The following is a 15,944-nucleotide window of genomic DNA, read 5'->3' as shown; positions in this document are numbered from 1 at the left end:
CCGAGGCCCCGTCCGGTCGGCCGACCGGACGGGGCCCGTGTCCCGGCGAGGGGGATCAGCGGCTCAGAACGTGAGGCGCAGGCCGGGCACGATCACGTCGGGGTCCTCGCCGATGGCGTCCTTGTTGGCGGCGTAGAGGCGCTGCCAGGTGGTCCCGTGCCGGGCCGCGACACCGCTCAGGGTGTCGCCCCGGCGGACGGTGTAGTCACCGCGGGAGGCGCCGCGGTCCGCGTGTTCCGTGGGACGCGCCGGCGCCTTCGGCGGTTTCGCCGGGGCCGGCGCGGTGGACGTGACCGGGTCGGCGGCGGGTGCGCCGCCGCTCGCCCCGGCGCGTGCCGAGCAGGTCGGCCAGGCGCCCCATCCCTGGGCGCGCTGGACCTTGGTGGCGACGGCGATCTGCTGGGACCTGCTCGCCCGGTCGGCGGTGGGCGCGTAGGCCGTGCCGCCGTAGGCGTTCCAGGTGGAGGCGGCGAACTGGAGTCCGCCGTAGTAGCCGTTGCCGGTGTTGATGCGCCAGTTGCCGCCGCTCTCGCACTGGGCGATGCGGTCCCACACTCCGCTGTCGGCCGCCGCGGCGTTACCGGTCGCGGCGAGCAGTCCGAGGGGCGCGAGCAGTGCCGCCCCGGCGAGGACCGCCGTCGTACGAACCCGGCTCTTCCGGGCGTCGGGGCGAGAGGAATCGGCACATTCGGACATGTAAGTCCCTTTCGGAACACCCGGGATCCCCCAAGGCGGAGCGCCACTCCCGCGCCATGGGGCGCGAGGGTCGCGCTCGCCCCGTCCACCGGAGCGGTGCCGTGCCCGGTTCCTGGGAACCCGGCGGCCGGTGGACGTACCCGAGCGGTGCTCGTTGCACACGGCGGAGGAATCCAAGGAGGCCGGCGGCCGACATCAACCGGTCACCCGTCCGGGCAGGCCAGTTCACCGATACCTCGGGTAACGGCCATTTCCGGACACCCACTTCATTCGTTGATTTCCGGATTTGTTCACCAACTCCCCTGACGATCTGTGACCCACTTCACCCCGCCAACGCCCTTTGCATACCGGCGAGTTGACGGTGAGTGCGCGATTCCGCGTGAAGCGTGACCCTGCGCGCCGGTTGGTTCGATTCCGTTCGCTCTGGGGCGTGACTCCCGCCACAGATCGCCCGTTGTCTTCTTCATGAGCCGGGACCTACCCGGACCACAGGCCGGGAGCCACCCGGCTTAGCCACGCACCGCACCCCCGAGGGAGCCACCCGTGCCGCGCATGCTCGACGTCAGCGACGAGGTACGCGCCGAGATCGGCGACGAAGAAGCCGACCGCCTGCTCGCCGGAGAGACCGCCCCGGGCAGTTACGACTGCACGTCCTGCCGCACTCCGGGCGACTCCGAGCAGGAGCGCACCAGCACCGTCCTGTTCATCGGTGACGAGACCGCCGTCCTCGCCTTCGCCCACGCCGGCTGTCTGCCCTCGCAGGTCGTGCAGGTCACCGAGGAGCAGCTGCGGGGCGCCGTGAAGTCCATCGCCGGCGACACCGTCGACCTGGAGCCCGACAGGGTGGTGCCCGACAAGGCGGTGCCCGAGCAGGCGGTGCTCGGCGTGACCAGCGGGCTCGTCCTGATCGGCGGGGAGCTCCACCCGGCCCTGGTGGTGGAGCCGACCGGCCCCATCGCCCGGCCCGGCACGAGCGGCACCGGCGACGACTTCCTGCCGCTGCTCATCGAGCAGGGCTTCATGCCGCTGACGGAGCTGTCCTCCGTACCTCCGGTGCTGCACGGCTGGTCGGTGCTGCTCGCCGTGGGCCAGCTGCACGCGGTGCTCCAGCCGGGCAGCGACGGCGGCCAGCCGGTGGCCTGGTGGCAGGCGCACCAGCCGCTCCAGGTGACCGAGGGCTGGCGCGCGGCGGCCAACAAGCACCAGCAGGTGCTGATGTTCGCCGCGCCCGTCGGCTCGATCGGCCGCCAGCCGCGCGAGGACCTGCTGCGGGACGCGCTGGACAAGGCGGCGGCGAACGGAAAGCTGGTCGGCTCGGCGCTGCCGCTGGCCGGCACCTGAACCGCCCGTCACCCGCGCACGCCGCAGACCTGCGAAAGCCGTACCCGGACCGCATCCCCTGACCCGCGGGGTCGTTTGGACATACGTGCACGCATACGACGTTCCCCGCCGCCAGTCCTTCTCGCCGATCCCGTCCGCGCGATCGGCTCAGGACTCCCAGGGCGGCCCATCGGCCACGCCGATCTATGACGCGCTCTACGCCGAGTACGTCAAGTCCTTCCGCGCACTGCCCGGCGACCGCAGCGGCGAGGAGAAGCTGGGCTTCACCGCCTTCGGGAACACCCCGCACAGTCCGGGCTCGTACGCAGGGGCGTACGGCAGCTCCTACAGTGCCTACAGCGCGGGCGCCCAGAGCGCCCGCCATGCCGCCGGGCAGCAGCCGCAGTGGCAGCGCGTCGGGACCATCGGCTCACACAGCACGGGGATGCACCACGTACCGGCCGCGCTGCCGCCCGGGCGGCGCGGCGGCGTCTGAGCGAGCACCGGACACTGGAAAGGGCGGCCCCCTTCGGGGCCGCCCTTTCCAGTGGTTCGCGCTACTTCTTCCTGCCGCGCTTCTCGCGCACCCGCACGGAGATGTGGATCGGTGTCCCGTCGAAGCGGAACTCCTCGCGCAGCCGGCGCTCGATGAAGCGCCGGTAGCCCGCCTCGATGAAACCGGAGGCGAACAGCACGAACCGCGGCGGCTTGGTGCCCGCCTGCGTGCCGAACAGGATGCGCGGCTGCTTGCCGCCCCGGACCGGGTGCGGGTGGGCGGCGACCAGCTCACCGAGGAAGGCGTTCAGCCGGCCCGTCGGGACCCGGGTCTCCCAGCCCGCCAGAGCCGTCTCGATCGCCGGGACCAGCTTCTCCATGTGCCGCCCGGTGCGTGCCGAGACGTTCACCCGCGGCGCCCACGCCACCTGGCCGAGCTCGGTCTCGATCTCCCGCTCCAGGTAGTAGCGGCGCTCCTCGTCGAGGGTGTCCCACTTGTTGAACGCGAGGACGACAGCGCGGCCCGCCTCGACGGCCATGGTGACGATCCGCTGGTCCTGCACCGAGATGGACTCGGAGCCGTCGATCAGGATGACCGCGACCTCCGCCTTCTCGACGGCGGCCGCGGTGCGCAGCGAGGCGTAGTAGTCGGCGCCCTGCTGGAGGTGGACGCGCTTGCGGATGCCCGCCGTGTCGACGAACTTCCAGGTGACTCCGCCGAGTTCGATCAGCTCGTCGACCGGGTCGCGGGTGGTGCCCGCCAGCTCGTTGACGACGACACGCTCCTCGCCCGCAACCTTGTTCAGCAGGGAGGACTTGCCGACGTTCGGGCGCCCGATCAGGGCGATCCGGCGCGGGCCGCCGATACCGCCGCCGAAGGTCTCGCGCGGGGCCTCGGGGAGCACCTCCAGGACCTGGTCGAGCATGTCGCCGGTGCCGCGGCCGTGCAGCGCGGAGACCGGGTGCGGCTCCCCCAGGCCCAGCGACCACAGGTAGGAGGCGTCGGCCTCGCCGCTGGGGCCGTCCACCTTGTTGGCGCACAGCACGACCGGCTTGCCGGCCTTGCGCAGCAGCCGGACGACGGCCTCGTCCGTGTCGGTGGCGCCGACCTTGGCGTCGACGACGAAGACGACCGCGTCGGCGGCCTCGATGGCGTACTCGGCCTGGGCGGCCACGGAGGCGTCGATACCGAGGACGTCCTGCTCCCAGCCGCCGGTGTCGACGACCTTGAATCGGCGGCCCGCCCACTCGGCCTCATAGGTGACGCGGTCGCGGGTGACGCCGGGCTTGTCCTCGACGACGGCCTCGCGGCGCCCGATGATGCGGTTCACCAGGGTCGACTTGCCGACATTGGGGCGGCCGACGACGGCGAGCACGGGCAGCGGACCGTGGCCCGCCGCCTCGATGGCGCCCTCGACGTCCTCGAGGGCGAAGCCCTCCTCCGCGGCGAGCTCCATGAACTCCGCGAACTCGGCGTCGCCGAGCGCCCCGTGGTCGTGCTCGTGCGCGCCCTCGGACGCGTCCGAGCCGTCGGGCTGGATGTGGTCGTTCATGAAGTCCGTACCTCGTCGTTCATCGTGGTGGTCGGTGGAGTACCCGCTGTTCCGGGCTGGTCCACTACTCAGTCTCGCCTAGCGCCCGGTGAGGCGCCTGGCGTTTTCCAGGTGGGCCGCGAGCTGCTTCTGGATGCGCCCGGTCGCCTCGTCCAGGGCCTTGCGCGTCCGGCGACCGCTGCCGTCGCCCGCCTCGAAGGGCTCGCCGAAGACGACGTCGACGCGGGAGCGCAGCGGAGGCAGCATCTTTATCAACCGTCCGGGCCGGTCGGAACTTCCCAGCACGGCGACCGGGACGATGGGGGCGCCGCTGCGCACCGCGAAGTACGCGAGCCCGGCGCGCAGCGAGGCGAAGTCGCCCTCGCCCCGGGTGCCCTCGGGGAAGATGCCGAGCACGCCGCCGCCCGCCAGGATGCCCAGCGCGTGGGTGATCGCCGTGCGGTCGGTGGTGTCGCGGTCGACCTTCACCTGCCCGATGCCGAGCAGGAAGGGGTCCAGCGGCCCGATGAACGCTTCCTTCTTGATCAGGAAGTGTGTCGGCCGGGGCGCAACGCCCATGACCATCGGGCCGTCGATGTTGTGGGAGTGGTTGACCGCGAGGATCACCGGCCCGCTCGCGGGCACCCGCCAGGCGCCGAGCACGCGCGGCCTCCACAGCCCGTACATCAGGCCGACGCCGATGCGCCGCCCGACCTCGGCGCCCCGCGCCGAAGGCAGTTCGGTCACTTTCCGGCCCGCTTCTCCTCGACGAGGGTGACGACGCACTCGATGACCTGGGCCAGCGTGAGCTCGGTGGTGTCCACCTCGACGGCGTCGTCCGCCTTGGCGAGCGGGGAGGTCTTGCGGCTGGAGTCGGCTGCGTCCCGCTTGATCAGGGCTTCACGGGTGGAGTGGACGTCCGAACCCTTCAGCTCGCCGCTGCGGCGGGCGGCGCGCGCCTCCGGGGAGGCGGTGAGGAAGACCTTGAGGTCGGCGTCGGGCAGCACGGTCGTGCCGATGTCCCGGCCCTCGACGACGATGCCCTGCTCCGCGGAGGCGGCGATCGAGCGCTGCAGCTCGGTGATCCGGGCGCGCACCTCGGGCACCGCGCTGACCGCGCTGACCTTGGAGGAGACCTCCTGGGTGCGGATCGGACCGGCCACGTCCACGCCGTCGACCGTGATGGCGGGGCCCTCCGGGTCGGTACCGGAGACGATCTCGGGCTTGCCCGCGGCGGCGGCGATGGCGGAGGGGTCGTCGATGTCGATGCCGTTGCTCACCATCCACCAGGTGATCGCCCGGTACTGGGCGCCGGTGTCCAGGTAGCTCAGCCCGAGCTGGGCCGCCACGGCCTTCGAGGTGCTCGACTTGCCGGTGCCGGCGGGGCCGTCGATGGCGACAATCACTGGCGTGGCGCTTTCCACAGTGGGGACCTTCCTGGACCGGGCTCGGCGTGGGTGAGGGCGCGAGTGCCCCGCACAAGGTTACTGGGTTCGCGTCACTCGTCCGGCCGCGCGTCCGGGACGGCTGGGCGCGACTGCCGACGGCGCTCGGCCGACCCGGCATACGGCCGACGGCCGCGCCCGGCACCACCCGGCCCGTCCGGCGTTCGAGGACAAGGCCGGTCAGGCCGGAGCGGGGCCCCGGAGGGCGGCAGCCCAGGGAACCGGCCCACCGGCCCACACCCCGCTACTGCCGGAGAGCCCAGCCCCGTTCCCGCAGCGCGGCGCTCAGTACCGGGGCCGCCTTGGGCTCCACCATCAGCTGCACCAGACCGGCCTGCTGCCCCGTCGCGTGCTCGATCCGCACGTCCTCGATGTTGACGCCGGCCAGACCCGCGTCGGCGAAGATCCGGGCCAGCTGTCCGGGCTGGTCGTCGATGAGCACGGCCACGACCTCGTAGGCCCGAGGCGCGGATCCGTGCTTGCCGGGGACGCGGACCTGCCCGGCGTTGCCGCGCCGCAGCACGTCCTCGATCCCGCCGGCGCCCTCGCGGCGCTTGTGGTCGTCGGAGGACTGCAGGGCGCGCAGGGCCCGCACGGTCTCCTCCAGGTCGGCGGCGACGTCCGTGAGCAGGTCGGCGACCGGCGCGGGGTTCGCGGAGAGGATGTCGATCCACATCCGCGGGTCGGAGGCGGCGATGCGCGTCACGTCCCGGATGCCCTGCCCGCACAGCCGTACGGCGGACTCCTCGGCGTTCTCCAGGCGCGCGGCGACCAGGCTGGAGACCAGGTGGGGCATGTGCGAGACGAGGGCGACGGCCCGGTCGTGGGCGTCGGCGTCCATGACGACCGGCACGGCCCGGCAGTGCGAGACCAGCTCCAGGGCGAGGTTCAGCACCTCGGTGTCGGTGTCCCGGTTGGGGGTCAGCACCCAGGGACGGCCCTCGAAGAGGTCGGCCGTCGCGGCCAGCGGGCCGGACTTCTCACGCCCCGACATGGGGTGCGAGCCGATGTACGCCGACAGGTCGAGACCGCGCGCCTCCAGCTCTCGGCGCGGCCCGCCCTTGACGCTGGCGACATCGAGGTAGCCGCGTCCGGCACCGCGGCGCAGGGCGTCGGTGAGCACGTCGGCCACGTGCGCGGGCGGGGCGGCGACGATCACGAGGTCGACGGGCCCGTCCGGTGCCTCGTCCGTGCCGGCGCCGAGCGCGGCCGCCGTACGGGCCTGCTCCGGGTCCGGGTCGGCGAGGTGCACGGTGACGCCGCGCTGGGACAGGGCCAGCGCGGCGGACGTGCCGATGAGGCCGGTGCCGATGACGAGTGCGGTCCTCACTGGGCGATGTCCTTGCGCAGGGCAGCCGCGGCGCCGAGGTAGACGTGGGCGATATCGGCCCGGGGCCGGTCGGACTCGATGTGCGCGAGAACCCGGACGACACGCGGCATGGCGCCTTCGATGTCCAGTTCCTGGGCGCAGATCAGCGGCACGTCGACGATGCCCAGCTTGCGGGCGGCCGCCGCCGGAAAGTCGCTGTGCAGGTCGGGGGTGGCCGTGAACCAGATGCTGATCAGGTCGTCGGCGGCGAGATCGTTGCGCTCCAGGATCTCCGTGAGCAGGGCTCCGACCTGCTCGTCCATGTGCCCGGCCTCGTCCCGTTCGAGTTGGACGGCGCCCCGGACCGCTCGTACCGCCACGGCGATGCTCCTTGCTGACGTGCGTGTCGCTCTACGTCCGACCAGCCTAGTCAGCCCGCGCGGCCCGGGTGCGCGGCGCTCGCTCGCTGAGACGCCGGGATCGACACCTTTGGGCAGGTTCAGTGCCAAGATGAGGCACATTGCGATTTACCCCCTTTTCTGCATCTCCGGAGTGACGACATGACCCACGAGACCACGCGCCGCACGGTTCTCCTCGCGACGGGTGCTACGGGCGCGGCGGCGCTCGTAGCGGCCTGCGGCGGCGGGGGCGACGACAACGGTTCCGCGTCGACGAGCTCTCCCGCCGGCCAGGACGCGACGAGCGCACCCGCCGGCCAGGTCCTGGCCAACATCGACGAGATCCCGGTCGGCGGCGGCAAGATCTTCAAGGACGAGGAAGTCGTGGTGACCCAGCCGGAGCAGGGGCAGTTCAAGGCCTTCTCAGCGATCTGCACCCACCAGCGCTGCACGGTGGGGTCCGTCTCCGACGGCACGATCAACTGCCCCTGCCACGGCAGCAGGTTCCAGATCGCCGACGGCGCGGTGGCCCAGGGCCCGGCGACCCGGCCACTGCCCGCCGAGCAGATCACCGTGGAGGGAAACGCGATTCGCCTGACGTGAGGCCCCGCGGACGGCTCCGCGGTGTCACGCGTCCCACAGCGCCCCGAGGGTGAGCAGGTCGCTCCGGTACTCCACGCGGTCGGCCCACTCGGCGGGCCAGGCCTCCGCACCCTGGTACGCGCCGGCGAAGGCGCCCGCCAGACAGGCGATCGAGTCCGAGTCGCCGGCGGTGCAGGCGGCACGGCGCAGGGCCGTCAGCGGCTCGTCGACGAAGAGCAGGAAGCACAGCAGCCCGGTCGTCAGGGCCTCCTCGGCGATCCAGCCCTCGCCGGTGGCCAGACACGGGTCGGTCTCCCGCGAGACGGTGCGCACGGCGTGCCGGAGCCGTTCGAGGGCCTCCAGGCACTCGTCCCAGCCGCGTGCGATGAACCGCTCGGGACTCGGGTCCCCGGCCCGCCGCCACAGGTCGCCGAGCCAGCGCTCGTGGTAGCGGCTGCGGTTCTCCAGGGCGTACGAGCGGAGCAGGCCGATCAGCCCCGTCGGCTCGGCGCCCCGCGCGAGCAGCCGTACGGCGTGTGCGGTGAGGTCGGAGGCGGCCAGCGCGGTGGGATGCCCGTGGGTGAGGGCGGACTGCAACTGGGCGGCGCCCGCGCGCTGTTCGTCACTGAGGCCGGGGACCAGACCCAGGGGCGCGACGCGCATGTTGGCGCCGCAGCCCTTGGAGCCGATCTGGCTGGCGTCCTGCCAGGGGCGGTTCTCGTCCTTCAGCAGGTGACAGGCCTTCATGCAGGTGCGGCCCGGGGCCCGGTTGTTCTCGGGGGACTGGTACCAGTCGACGAACTCCTCACGCAGGGACCGGGCCAGTCGCAGCGGGGTGAGCAGCCCTCGGTCCATGGCCGTCCGCACCGCCCGGCCCAGCGCCAGCGTCATCTGGGTGTCGTCCGAGACGGTGGCCCGCTCGGGCAGGTCCAGCTGCCGCCAGGGGCCGAACGCGGCGAGTATCGACGGAACGTCACTGAACTCGGTCGGATACCCCAATGCGTCTCCGAGGGCCAGGCCCGTGAGCGCTCCGGTGGCGGCCTGCTTGTGGACGAGCATGGTCATGCGGGGCGTCCTTCCCGGGTGGGCCGGAGGAGAGGCGGGTGGAGGGCGGTGGCGGTTCCGGCGCGGTACAGCGCGGCGGGTTTGCCGCGGCCGCCGGTCAGTCGCGCGGCGCCCGGGACGGCTTCGACGAACCCCGGCGTGGCGAGCACCTTGCGCCGGAAGTTGGGCCGGTCGAGTTCGGTGCCCCACACGGTCTCGTAGACCTGCTGGAGCTCACCGAGGGTGAACTCGAACGGGCAGAAGGCGGTGGCGAGGCAGGTGTACTCGAACTTGGCGCCGACCCGGTCATGGGCGTCGGCCAGGATGCGGTCGTGGTCGAAGGCGAGCGGCCCGGACGTGCCGTGGGGCACCCAGCGGGCGTCGGCGGCGTCGCTGCCGCCGTGCGCCTCCGGAGCGTCGGGCAGCAGTGCGGCGAAGGCGACCGACACGACCCGCATCCGGGGGTCGCGGCCGGGTTCGCTGTACGTCCGCAGCTGCTCCAGATGGAGTGCGGAAACATCGGACAGGCCGGTCTCCTCGGCGAGTTCACGCCGGGCGGCCGTCTCCGCGGACTCGTCCGGCTGCACGAATCCGCCGGGCAGGGCCCAGCGTCCGGCGTACGGCTCCTGTCCGCGCTCGACGAGCAGCACGTGCAGCGCGGCGTCCCGCAGGGTGAACACCGCGAGGTCGACGGTCACCGCGAAGGGTTCGTGGGCGTATTTGTCGTAGCCGTCCATCAAGAGCACCCCCTTTTATAGTCAGTGCGACTATAAAAGGGGGTGGGGGTTGCTCACAAGGCCTAGAGGTCGACCTCCTGCATCAGCATCCCGACCTCCGTGTTGGACAGCCGCCGCAGCCAGCCCGACTTCTGGTCGCCCAGGGTGATCGGCCCGAAGGCGACCCGGACGAGCTTGTCGACCGGGAAGCCGGCCTCCGCCAGCATCCGGCGCACGATGTGCTTGCGGCCCTCGTGGAGGGTGACCTCGACGAGGTAGTTCTTGCCGGTCTGCTGGACGACCCGGAAGTGGTCCGCGCGGGCGTAGCCGTCCTCCAGCTGGATGCCGTCCTTGAGCTGCTTGCCCAGGTCGCGCGGGATGGGTCCGACGATGTGCGCGAGGTAGGTCTTCTTCACGCCGTACTTCGGGTGGGTCAGCCGGTGGGCCAGCTCACCGTGGTTCGTGAGCAGGATGACGCCCTCGGTCTCGGTGTCGAGCCGGCCGACGTGGAAGAGCCGGGTCTCGCGGTTGGTGACGTAGTCACCGAGGCACTGCCGGCCCTCCGGGTCCTCCATCGTCGAGACGACACCGGCGGGCTTGTTCAGCGCGAAGAACTGGAAGCGCTGCGTGGCGACGGTCAGCCCGTCGACCTTGATCTCGTCCTTCTCGGGGTCGACGCGCCGCCCCTGCTCCAGGACGATCTCGCCGTTGATCTCGACCCGGGCCTGCTCGATCAGTTCCTCGCAGGCCCGCCGGGAGCCGAAGCCCGCCCGGGCGAGGACCTTCTGCAGCCGCTCGCCCTCCTGCTCGGCACCGGGGAAGGTCTTCGGGAGCTTGACCTCCTTCTTCCCGGCGTACCGGTCGCGGTTGCGCTCCTCGACCTGCGCCTCGTACTCACGCGGGCGAGCCGGGGCCGTACGCCCCTGCTTCTGGGGCTGCTTGGGGCCGCCCTTGGCGCCGCCCCGGGCCGAGCCGCCGCGCCCGGACTTGGGGCCCTCCTTCGTCCCCCCGGGGCCCACGTCGTAGCGGCGCTCCTCGGGGCGGGGCTTGCTGGGGCGGCCCTGCCCCTGCTTCTGGTCCCTGTTGTTGCCGGCGCCGCGGTGGTTACCGCGTCCGCCGCTCTTGCCGCTGCCGCTGCTTCGCATCAAAGTTCCGTCTGGTCGTCTTCGTCGTCGGTACCCGGGGTGGCCGGGCGGCTGCCCGGCACGTCGTCGTCAGGCGCGTCCGGGTCGAACGACGGTACGCCTTCCTGGGTCTCGGCCTCGATCGCCTCCGCCTCCGGGAGGAAGGGCGCGAGCTCCGGGAGCTCGTCCAGACCACGCAGGCCCATCCGCTCCAGGAAGTAGTTCGTCGTCCTGTACAGGATCGCACCTGTTTCGGGTTCCGTGCCCGCCTCCTCTATCAGACCGCGCTGGAGGAGGGTGCGCATGACACCGTCGCAGTTGACTCCGCGTACGGCCGAGACCCGGCTGCGGCTGACCGGCTGGCGGTAGGCGACGACGGCCAGGGTCTCCAGGGCGGCCTGGGTGAGGCGGGCCTGCTGGCCGTCCAGGACGAAGCGTTCGACGGCCGGCGCGTAGGCGGCCCGGGTGTAGAAGCGCCAGCCGTTCGCGACGTACCGCAGCTCGAAACCGCGGCCCTGGACGGTGTACTCGTCGGCCAGCTCGCGCAGGGCGTCCGCGATCTGGCGCCTGGGCCGCTCCAGTATCTTCGCGAGGTGCTCCTCGGTCGCGGGCTCGTCCACGACCATGAGGACGGCCTCCAGGGCCGGTTTCAGATCGAGTCCGGCGACGGCACTCGGCCCGGCCGGCAGGTCTGTCGTTCGCTCGCTCACGCCTTCTTCTCCTCCTTCGGCGGCTCGGGCGGCCGGTCGAACTCGTCGGTGACGGCCGGTGTCTCGTCCCCGTCCCCGCCGGTCCACCGCACGAGCAGCTCCCCGAGCGCCGTCTCCTGCTCCAGCTCGACGGCCTTCTCGCGGTACAGCTCCAGCAGGGCGAGGAACCTCGCCACGACGGTCAGGGTGTCGTCGGTGTCCGCCACGAGGGCACGGAAGGCGACCTCGCCGAGTTCTCTGAGCCGGGCCACGACGATCTGCGCCTGCTCCTGCACGCTGACCAGCGGGGCGTGGATGTGGTCCACGTAGACCTGCGGCTTGGGCCGCGGCTGCATCGCCTTCACGGCGAGCTTGGCGAATCCTTCCGCCCCGATGCTGATGACGACGTCCGGCAACAGTTCGGCGTGGTGCGCTTCCAGGCCGACGGTACGGGGGTAGCGCCGGGCCTCGTCGTCGAGGCGCCCGCTGAAGATGTCGGCGACCCGCTTGTACGCGCGGTACTGCAACAGCCGGGCGAACAGCAGGTCCCGCGCTTCGAGCAGCGCGAGATCGCCCTCGTCCTCGACCTCGGCGGCAGGCAGCAGGCGCGCGGCCTTGAGGTCGAGCAGGGTGGCGGCGACGACCAGGAACTCGGTCGTCTCGTCCAGGTCCCAGTCCTGCCCCATCGCCCGGATGTAGGCCATGAACTCGTCGGTCACCTTCGACAGCGCGACCTCGGTGACGTCCAGTTTGTGCCGCGAGATCAACTGCAAGAGCAGATCGAAGGGTCCCTCGAAGTTGGCGAGCCGGACCTTGAAGACCCCGCTGCCGGCCGCCTCGGCGTCATCGGCCGGAGGCCGGGGTCCCTGGGCGGTCCCGGAGGACTCCTCGGACGCGGCCTGCGGACTCCCGGGCCGCGTCCGGGCAGTGGTCCCGCCCGGCTCACCCACGGCCACCGGCCCGGCCGCGTCCGCAGGCGGTGCCAGGGGCTCGGTCGTTTTCACCGGCCCGGGGACCACGGCGCTCGGGGAGTCCCCCGGGGAAGCCGCCCGGCCCGCCTCACCGGGCGACCCGGGCTCCTCGGCCGACGCGACCGCCCGGCCCGCCTCCACAGAAGCCCCGGGCTCCTCCACTGGCGAAGCCGCCGGCCCCCTCCCCAGCGCACGCCGGCGGCCGGCCGGGACGCCGGGGGGAGGAGGGGAAGCGTTCGAGGTCATGGCCCCCGCAGGCTACCGCTACCGCCCGCGCAGTCGTCGTACGAGGATGCTGGCGTCTCCGCGGGTCTCCAGGTCGGCGAGGACCACCGCGACCGCCTCGCGGACGATGCGCCCGCGGTCGACGGCCAGGCCGTGCTCGCCGCGGAGCACCAGACGGGCGTGTTCGAGGTCCATGAGCTCCTCGGCCGACACGTAGACCGTGATCTTCTCGTCGTGCCGTTCACGGCCGCTGGGGCGGCGCGAGGGGTTCCGCCCGCGCTTGCGGGGCGCGGCCCCGGCGGCACCGGCGGCAGAACCTTCCTGCGCCGTCTGCCGACGGGCGGAGCCGGAGCGCTCGGCGGTCGCGGAACGGCTGTGCGCCTCCCCGGCCTCGGCCGGCTCCGCGTCCGCCGCGACGTGCTCGGCACCCCCGCCGTCACCGCCCTGCGCGGGCACCGACTGCGGTGCGTCCTCCCCGGCCGCTGCCGCGTCGCCCTCCCCCGCCGGAGCGGGCACCCGGGCGTCGCCGTTGGCCTGACGCCTGGGCTGGGACGACTGAAGCGCCATCCCCCCTGTCGTACGGAAGAGTTCGTCGGCCCCCGGCAGACTCACTCGGCGTGACACCGGGCGAGCACCTCCCTGGCGAGCTGGCGGTAGGCGGCGGCACCGACGGAGTTGGAGGCGTACGTGGTGATCGGCTCACCGGCGACCGTGGTCTCCGGGAAGCGGACCGTGCGCCCGATGACCGTGTGGTAGACGTGGTCGTCGAACGCCTCGACCACACGTGCGAGCACCTCACGGCTGTGCACCGTGCGCGAGTCGTACATCGTGGCGAGGATGCCGTCGAGCTCCAGCTCGGGGTTGAGCCGTTCCTGGACCTTCTCGATGGTCTCCGTCAGCAGGGCCACGCCGCGCAGCGCGAAGAACTCGCACTCCAGAGGCACTATCACCTTGTGCGCGGCCGTCAGGGCGTTCACCGTGAGCAGGCCGAGCGAGGGCTGGCAGTCGATGACGATGAAGTCGTAGTCGGGCAGCAGCGGCTTGAGGGCGCGCTGCAGCGTCGACTCGCGGGCGACCTCGGAGACCAGCTGGACCTCGGCCGCCGACAGGTCGATGTTGCTGGGCAGCAGGTCCATGTTGGGGACCGCCGTCTTCAGCAGCACCTCGTCGGCCGCCATTCCCCGCTCCATGAGCAGGTTGTAGACGGTGAGGTCGAGTTCCATCGGGTTGACGCCGAGTCCGACCGACAGCGCGCCCTGCGGGTCGAAGTCCACGAGCAGGACCCGGCGTCCGTACTCCGCGAGCGCGGCACCCAGATTGATGGTCGACGTGGTCTTGCCGACGCCGCCCTTCTGGTTGCACATCGCGATGATCTTCGCGGGTCCGTGTTCGGGCAGCGGGCCCGGGATCGGGAAGTACGGCAGCGGGCGCCCGGTCGGACCTACCCGCTCGCGGCGCTGTCTGGCCGCGTCGGGCGCGAGAGTGGCCGCGTACTCGGGGTCGGGCTCGTACTCCGCGTCGGGGTCGTAGAAGTGCCCCTCGGGCAGTTCGTCGTAGTCGGCGAAGTGGTTGTGGGGCGCGCCACTTCCGTCGCCGGCCATGGCGTTCACGTGATGGCCATCCATCTTCTGGTGTGCAGTGTGAGTCGCCTGCTGACTCTGGTGGGCTGCGAAGGTGCGCACAGCGACGGAGCCGACAGCCTCGAACCCCGCGGGCCCCTGGCCCGGTGCAGGCATTCCTGGTTGACCACCCCCGGGAGTAAATGTCGACTCATTCACAAGTCGTCTTACCTCCTTGGTGACCAGGAAACTTCTAGACAGGTCAGCGTGGCACCATGCCGACGGTTGGCGACTCTATGGCGTGTCGGGCGTCCGCAGCAACACAATCCGCCGGACCCGGCCCGATGTGTCGGCAATGAAACATCCCGCTGTCAAGGGCGTACGGCCGTCGCACGGCAGGTTTCACCGGTGTGCGAATCGGTTGAAGGGTTACGTTCGAGGCGAGTTGCGCGAGAATCGCGAAGTGACCATACACACATCCGGCCGGACCTTGTCGGGCAAGGTCCGGCCGGGCGTGCGGCGTTGACGACCTGTGTTGACGTATCGCCTTTGCCGGTTGATGACTTAGCCGACTTACCGGCCGTCGCGTGCGGGTCGGCGGCTCAGCCGAGCAGCGAGGTCAGCTCCACGTGCTCCACGCCGTGCGCCTCGGCGACCTCGCGGTAAACGACCTTGCCGTCATGGGTGTTGAGGCCCTTGGCCAGCGCGGGGTCGCGGCGCAGCGCGTCCGCCCAGCCGTGATCGGCCAGCTCGACGATGTACGGCAGCGTCGCGTTGGTCAGCGCGTAGGTGGAGGTGTTCGGCACGGCGCCGGGCATGTTGGCGACGCAGTAGAAGACCGAGTTGTGGACCTGGAAGGCCGGCTCGGCGTGGGTCGTCGGGCGGGAGTCCTCGAAGCAGCCGCCCTGGTCGATCGCGATGTCGACAAGAACACTTCCGGGCTTCATCCGCGAGACGAGCTCGTTGGTGACCAGCTTCGGGGCCTTGGCGCCGGGGATCAGCACCGCGCCGATGACGAGGTCGGCCTCGAGGCAGGCCTTCTCCAGCTCGAAGGCGTTCGAGACGACGGTCTGGATCTTCGTGCCGAAGATCTTGTCGGCCTCGCGGAGCTTGTTGATGTCCTTGTCGAGCAGGGTCACGTGGAAGCCCATGCCGATGGCGATCTGCGCGGCGTTCCAGCCGGAGACGCCGCCGCCGATCACGACGGCGCGGCCGGCCAGCACGCCGGGGACGCCGCCGGGCAGCACGCCGCGGCCGCCGTTGGCGCGCATCAGGTGGTAGGCGCCGACCTGCGGGGCCAGCCGGCCCGCGACCTCGGACATCGGGGCGAGCAGCGGCAGCGCGCGGCTGGGCAGCTCGACCGTCTCGTAGGCGATCGCCGTGGTGCCGGACTCCAGCAGTGCGTCCGTGCACTCCTTGGAGGCGGCCAGGTGCAGGTAGGTGAAGAGCGTCTGGTCCTTGCGGAGGCGGTGGTACTCCTCGGCGATGGGCTCCTTGACCTTCAGCAGCAGGTCGGCGGCGGCCCACACCTCGTCGGCGGTGTCCAGGATGTGCGCACCGGCGGCGACGTACTCGGTGTCCAGGATCGAGGAGCCGACGCCGGCGCCGCGCTCGATGACGACCTGGTGGCCGTGGCGCACCAGCTCGTGCACGCCGGCGGGGGTGATGGCCACCCGGAACTCGTTGTTCTTGACCTCGCGGGGGATGCCGACCTTCACGTCGATCACGGTCCTTGGCTCAGAGGGTATGGGGGTCTTACTAAGACATACCCGGGCACACGCGGGCACACCGGGAGAGACCGCAGGAGAACGTGCGGCAGAGCCAGTCTAATGAAGGCGT

Annotated in this window: 17 protein-coding genes; 3 read left to right on the top strand and 14 right to left on the bottom strand. The window is 71.7% G+C overall.

Annotation, left to right across the window (positions count from 1 at the left end; genetic code table 11):
• Positions 1–63: 63 nt before the first annotated feature.
• Complete coding sequence (locus ACFY9S_RS26150) at positions 64–696, bottom strand: transglycosylase family protein (RefSeq protein ID WP_391132472.1); 633 nt, start codon at positions 694–696, stop codon at positions 64–66.
• A 543-nt stretch (positions 697–1,239) separates the two neighbouring features.
• Here ACFY9S_RS26150 and ACFY9S_RS26145 point away from each other — a divergent pair.
• Both ACFY9S_RS26145 and ACFY9S_RS26140 read left to right on the top strand, forming a co-directional pair.
• Entirely contained in the window at positions 1,240–2,037 is a 798-nt protein-coding gene (locus ACFY9S_RS26145; RefSeq protein WP_391132470.1) for a hypothetical protein, read from the top strand.
• Positions 2,038–2,122: 85 nt separating this feature from the next.
• Entirely contained in the window at positions 2,123–2,512 is a 390-nt protein-coding gene (locus ACFY9S_RS26140; RefSeq protein ID WP_391132468.1) for a hypothetical protein, read from the top strand.
• A 61-nt stretch (positions 2,513–2,573) separates the two neighbouring features.
• Here ACFY9S_RS26140 and der read toward each other — a convergent pair whose 3' ends face one another.
• From der to aroH, 5 genes are all read right to left on the bottom strand, one after another.
• Entirely contained in the window at positions 2,574–4,064 is a 1,491-nt protein-coding gene (der, locus tag ACFY9S_RS26135) for a ribosome biogenesis GTPase Der (RefSeq protein WP_391132466.1), read from the bottom strand.
• A gap of 78 nt (positions 4,065–4,142) precedes the next feature.
• Positions 4,143–4,790 carry a 1-acyl-sn-glycerol-3-phosphate acyltransferase gene (locus tag ACFY9S_RS26130; RefSeq protein ID WP_391132464.1) on the bottom strand — a complete coding sequence of 216 codons (648 nt, stop codon included), beginning with the start codon at positions 4,788–4,790 and terminating at the stop codon, positions 4,143–4,145.
• A complete protein-coding gene (cmk, locus tag ACFY9S_RS26125; protein ID WP_391132462.1) occupies positions 4,787–5,449 on the bottom strand; it encodes a (d)CMP kinase in 663 nt (220 codons plus the stop codon). Before cmk ends, ACFY9S_RS26130 begins: the two co-directional genes overlap by 4 nt.
• 283 nt (positions 5,450–5,732) lie before the next feature.
• Positions 5,733–6,818, bottom strand: coding sequence for a prephenate dehydrogenase (locus ACFY9S_RS26120; RefSeq protein WP_391132460.1), 1,086 nt, complete (start codon positions 6,816–6,818; stop codon positions 5,733–5,735).
• On the bottom strand, positions 6,815–7,177 hold the full coding sequence (gene aroH / locus ACFY9S_RS26115; protein WP_031106761.1) for a chorismate mutase: 363 nt from the start codon (positions 7,175–7,177) through the stop codon (positions 6,815–6,817). The genes ACFY9S_RS26120 and aroH overlap by 4 nt, the downstream gene beginning before the upstream one ends.
• A 180-nt stretch (positions 7,178–7,357) precedes the next feature.
• Here aroH and ACFY9S_RS26110 point away from each other — a divergent pair, with 180 nt between their 5' ends.
• Entirely contained in the window at positions 7,358–7,798 is a 441-nt protein-coding gene (locus tag ACFY9S_RS26110; protein WP_391132458.1) for a Rieske 2Fe-2S domain-containing protein, read from the top strand.
• A 24-nt stretch (positions 7,799–7,822) separates the two neighbouring features.
• Here the strand turns inward: ACFY9S_RS26110 and ACFY9S_RS26105 are convergent, their stop codons facing one another.
• The 8 genes from ACFY9S_RS26105 to ald form a co-directional block, all read right to left on the bottom strand.
• Positions 7,823–8,842 (bottom strand): ADP-ribosylglycohydrolase family protein, encoded by a 1,020-nt coding sequence (locus tag ACFY9S_RS26105; protein WP_391132456.1) that lies wholly within the window; start codon positions 8,840–8,842, stop codon positions 7,823–7,825.
• Positions 8,839–9,558 (bottom strand): NUDIX domain-containing protein, encoded by a 720-nt coding sequence (locus ACFY9S_RS26100; RefSeq protein ID WP_391132771.1) that lies wholly within the window; start codon positions 9,556–9,558, stop codon positions 8,839–8,841. The genes ACFY9S_RS26105 and ACFY9S_RS26100 overlap by 4 nt, the downstream gene beginning before the upstream one ends.
• A 62-nt stretch (positions 9,559–9,620) precedes the next feature.
• Positions 9,621–10,682 carry a pseudouridine synthase gene (locus ACFY9S_RS26095; RefSeq protein WP_102908646.1) on the bottom strand — a complete coding sequence of 354 codons (1,062 nt, stop codon included), beginning with the start codon at positions 10,680–10,682 and terminating at the stop codon, positions 9,621–9,623.
• Positions 10,682–11,371, bottom strand: coding sequence for an SMC-Scp complex subunit ScpB (scpB, locus tag ACFY9S_RS26090; protein WP_102908647.1), 690 nt, complete (start codon positions 11,369–11,371; stop codon positions 10,682–10,684). The genes ACFY9S_RS26095 and scpB overlap by 1 nt, the downstream gene beginning before the upstream one ends.
• On the bottom strand, positions 11,368–12,567 hold the full coding sequence (locus tag ACFY9S_RS26085; protein ID WP_391132454.1) for a segregation/condensation protein A: 1,200 nt from the start codon (positions 12,565–12,567) through the stop codon (positions 11,368–11,370). Before ACFY9S_RS26085 ends, scpB begins: the two co-directional genes overlap by 4 nt.
• Before the next feature lie 18 nt (positions 12,568–12,585).
• Positions 12,586–13,170 (bottom strand): hypothetical protein, encoded by a 585-nt coding sequence (locus ACFY9S_RS26080; protein ID WP_391132452.1) that lies wholly within the window; start codon positions 13,168–13,170, stop codon positions 12,586–12,588.
• Positions 13,155–14,282, bottom strand: a complete 1,128-nt coding sequence (locus tag ACFY9S_RS26075; protein WP_079128914.1) for a ParA family protein — start codon at positions 14,280–14,282, stop codon at positions 13,155–13,157. Before ACFY9S_RS26075 ends, ACFY9S_RS26080 begins: the two co-directional genes overlap by 16 nt.
• Before the next feature lie 425 nt (positions 14,283–14,707).
• Positions 14,708–15,832: an alanine dehydrogenase gene (gene ald / locus ACFY9S_RS26070; RefSeq protein WP_391132450.1), complete on the bottom strand. Its 1,125-nt coding sequence runs from the start codon at positions 15,830–15,832 to the stop codon at positions 14,708–14,710.
• Positions 15,833–15,944 lie beyond the last annotated feature (112 nt).

It is taken from the genome of Streptomyces sp. NPDC012474 (assembly GCF_042955185.1).
Lineage (GTDB): Bacteria > Actinomycetota > Actinomycetes > Streptomycetales > Streptomycetaceae > Streptomyces > Streptomyces cahuitamycinicus.
Note: the sequence above shows the minus strand (reverse complement) of the source record. Positions and strands in the feature narration are given on the sequence as shown.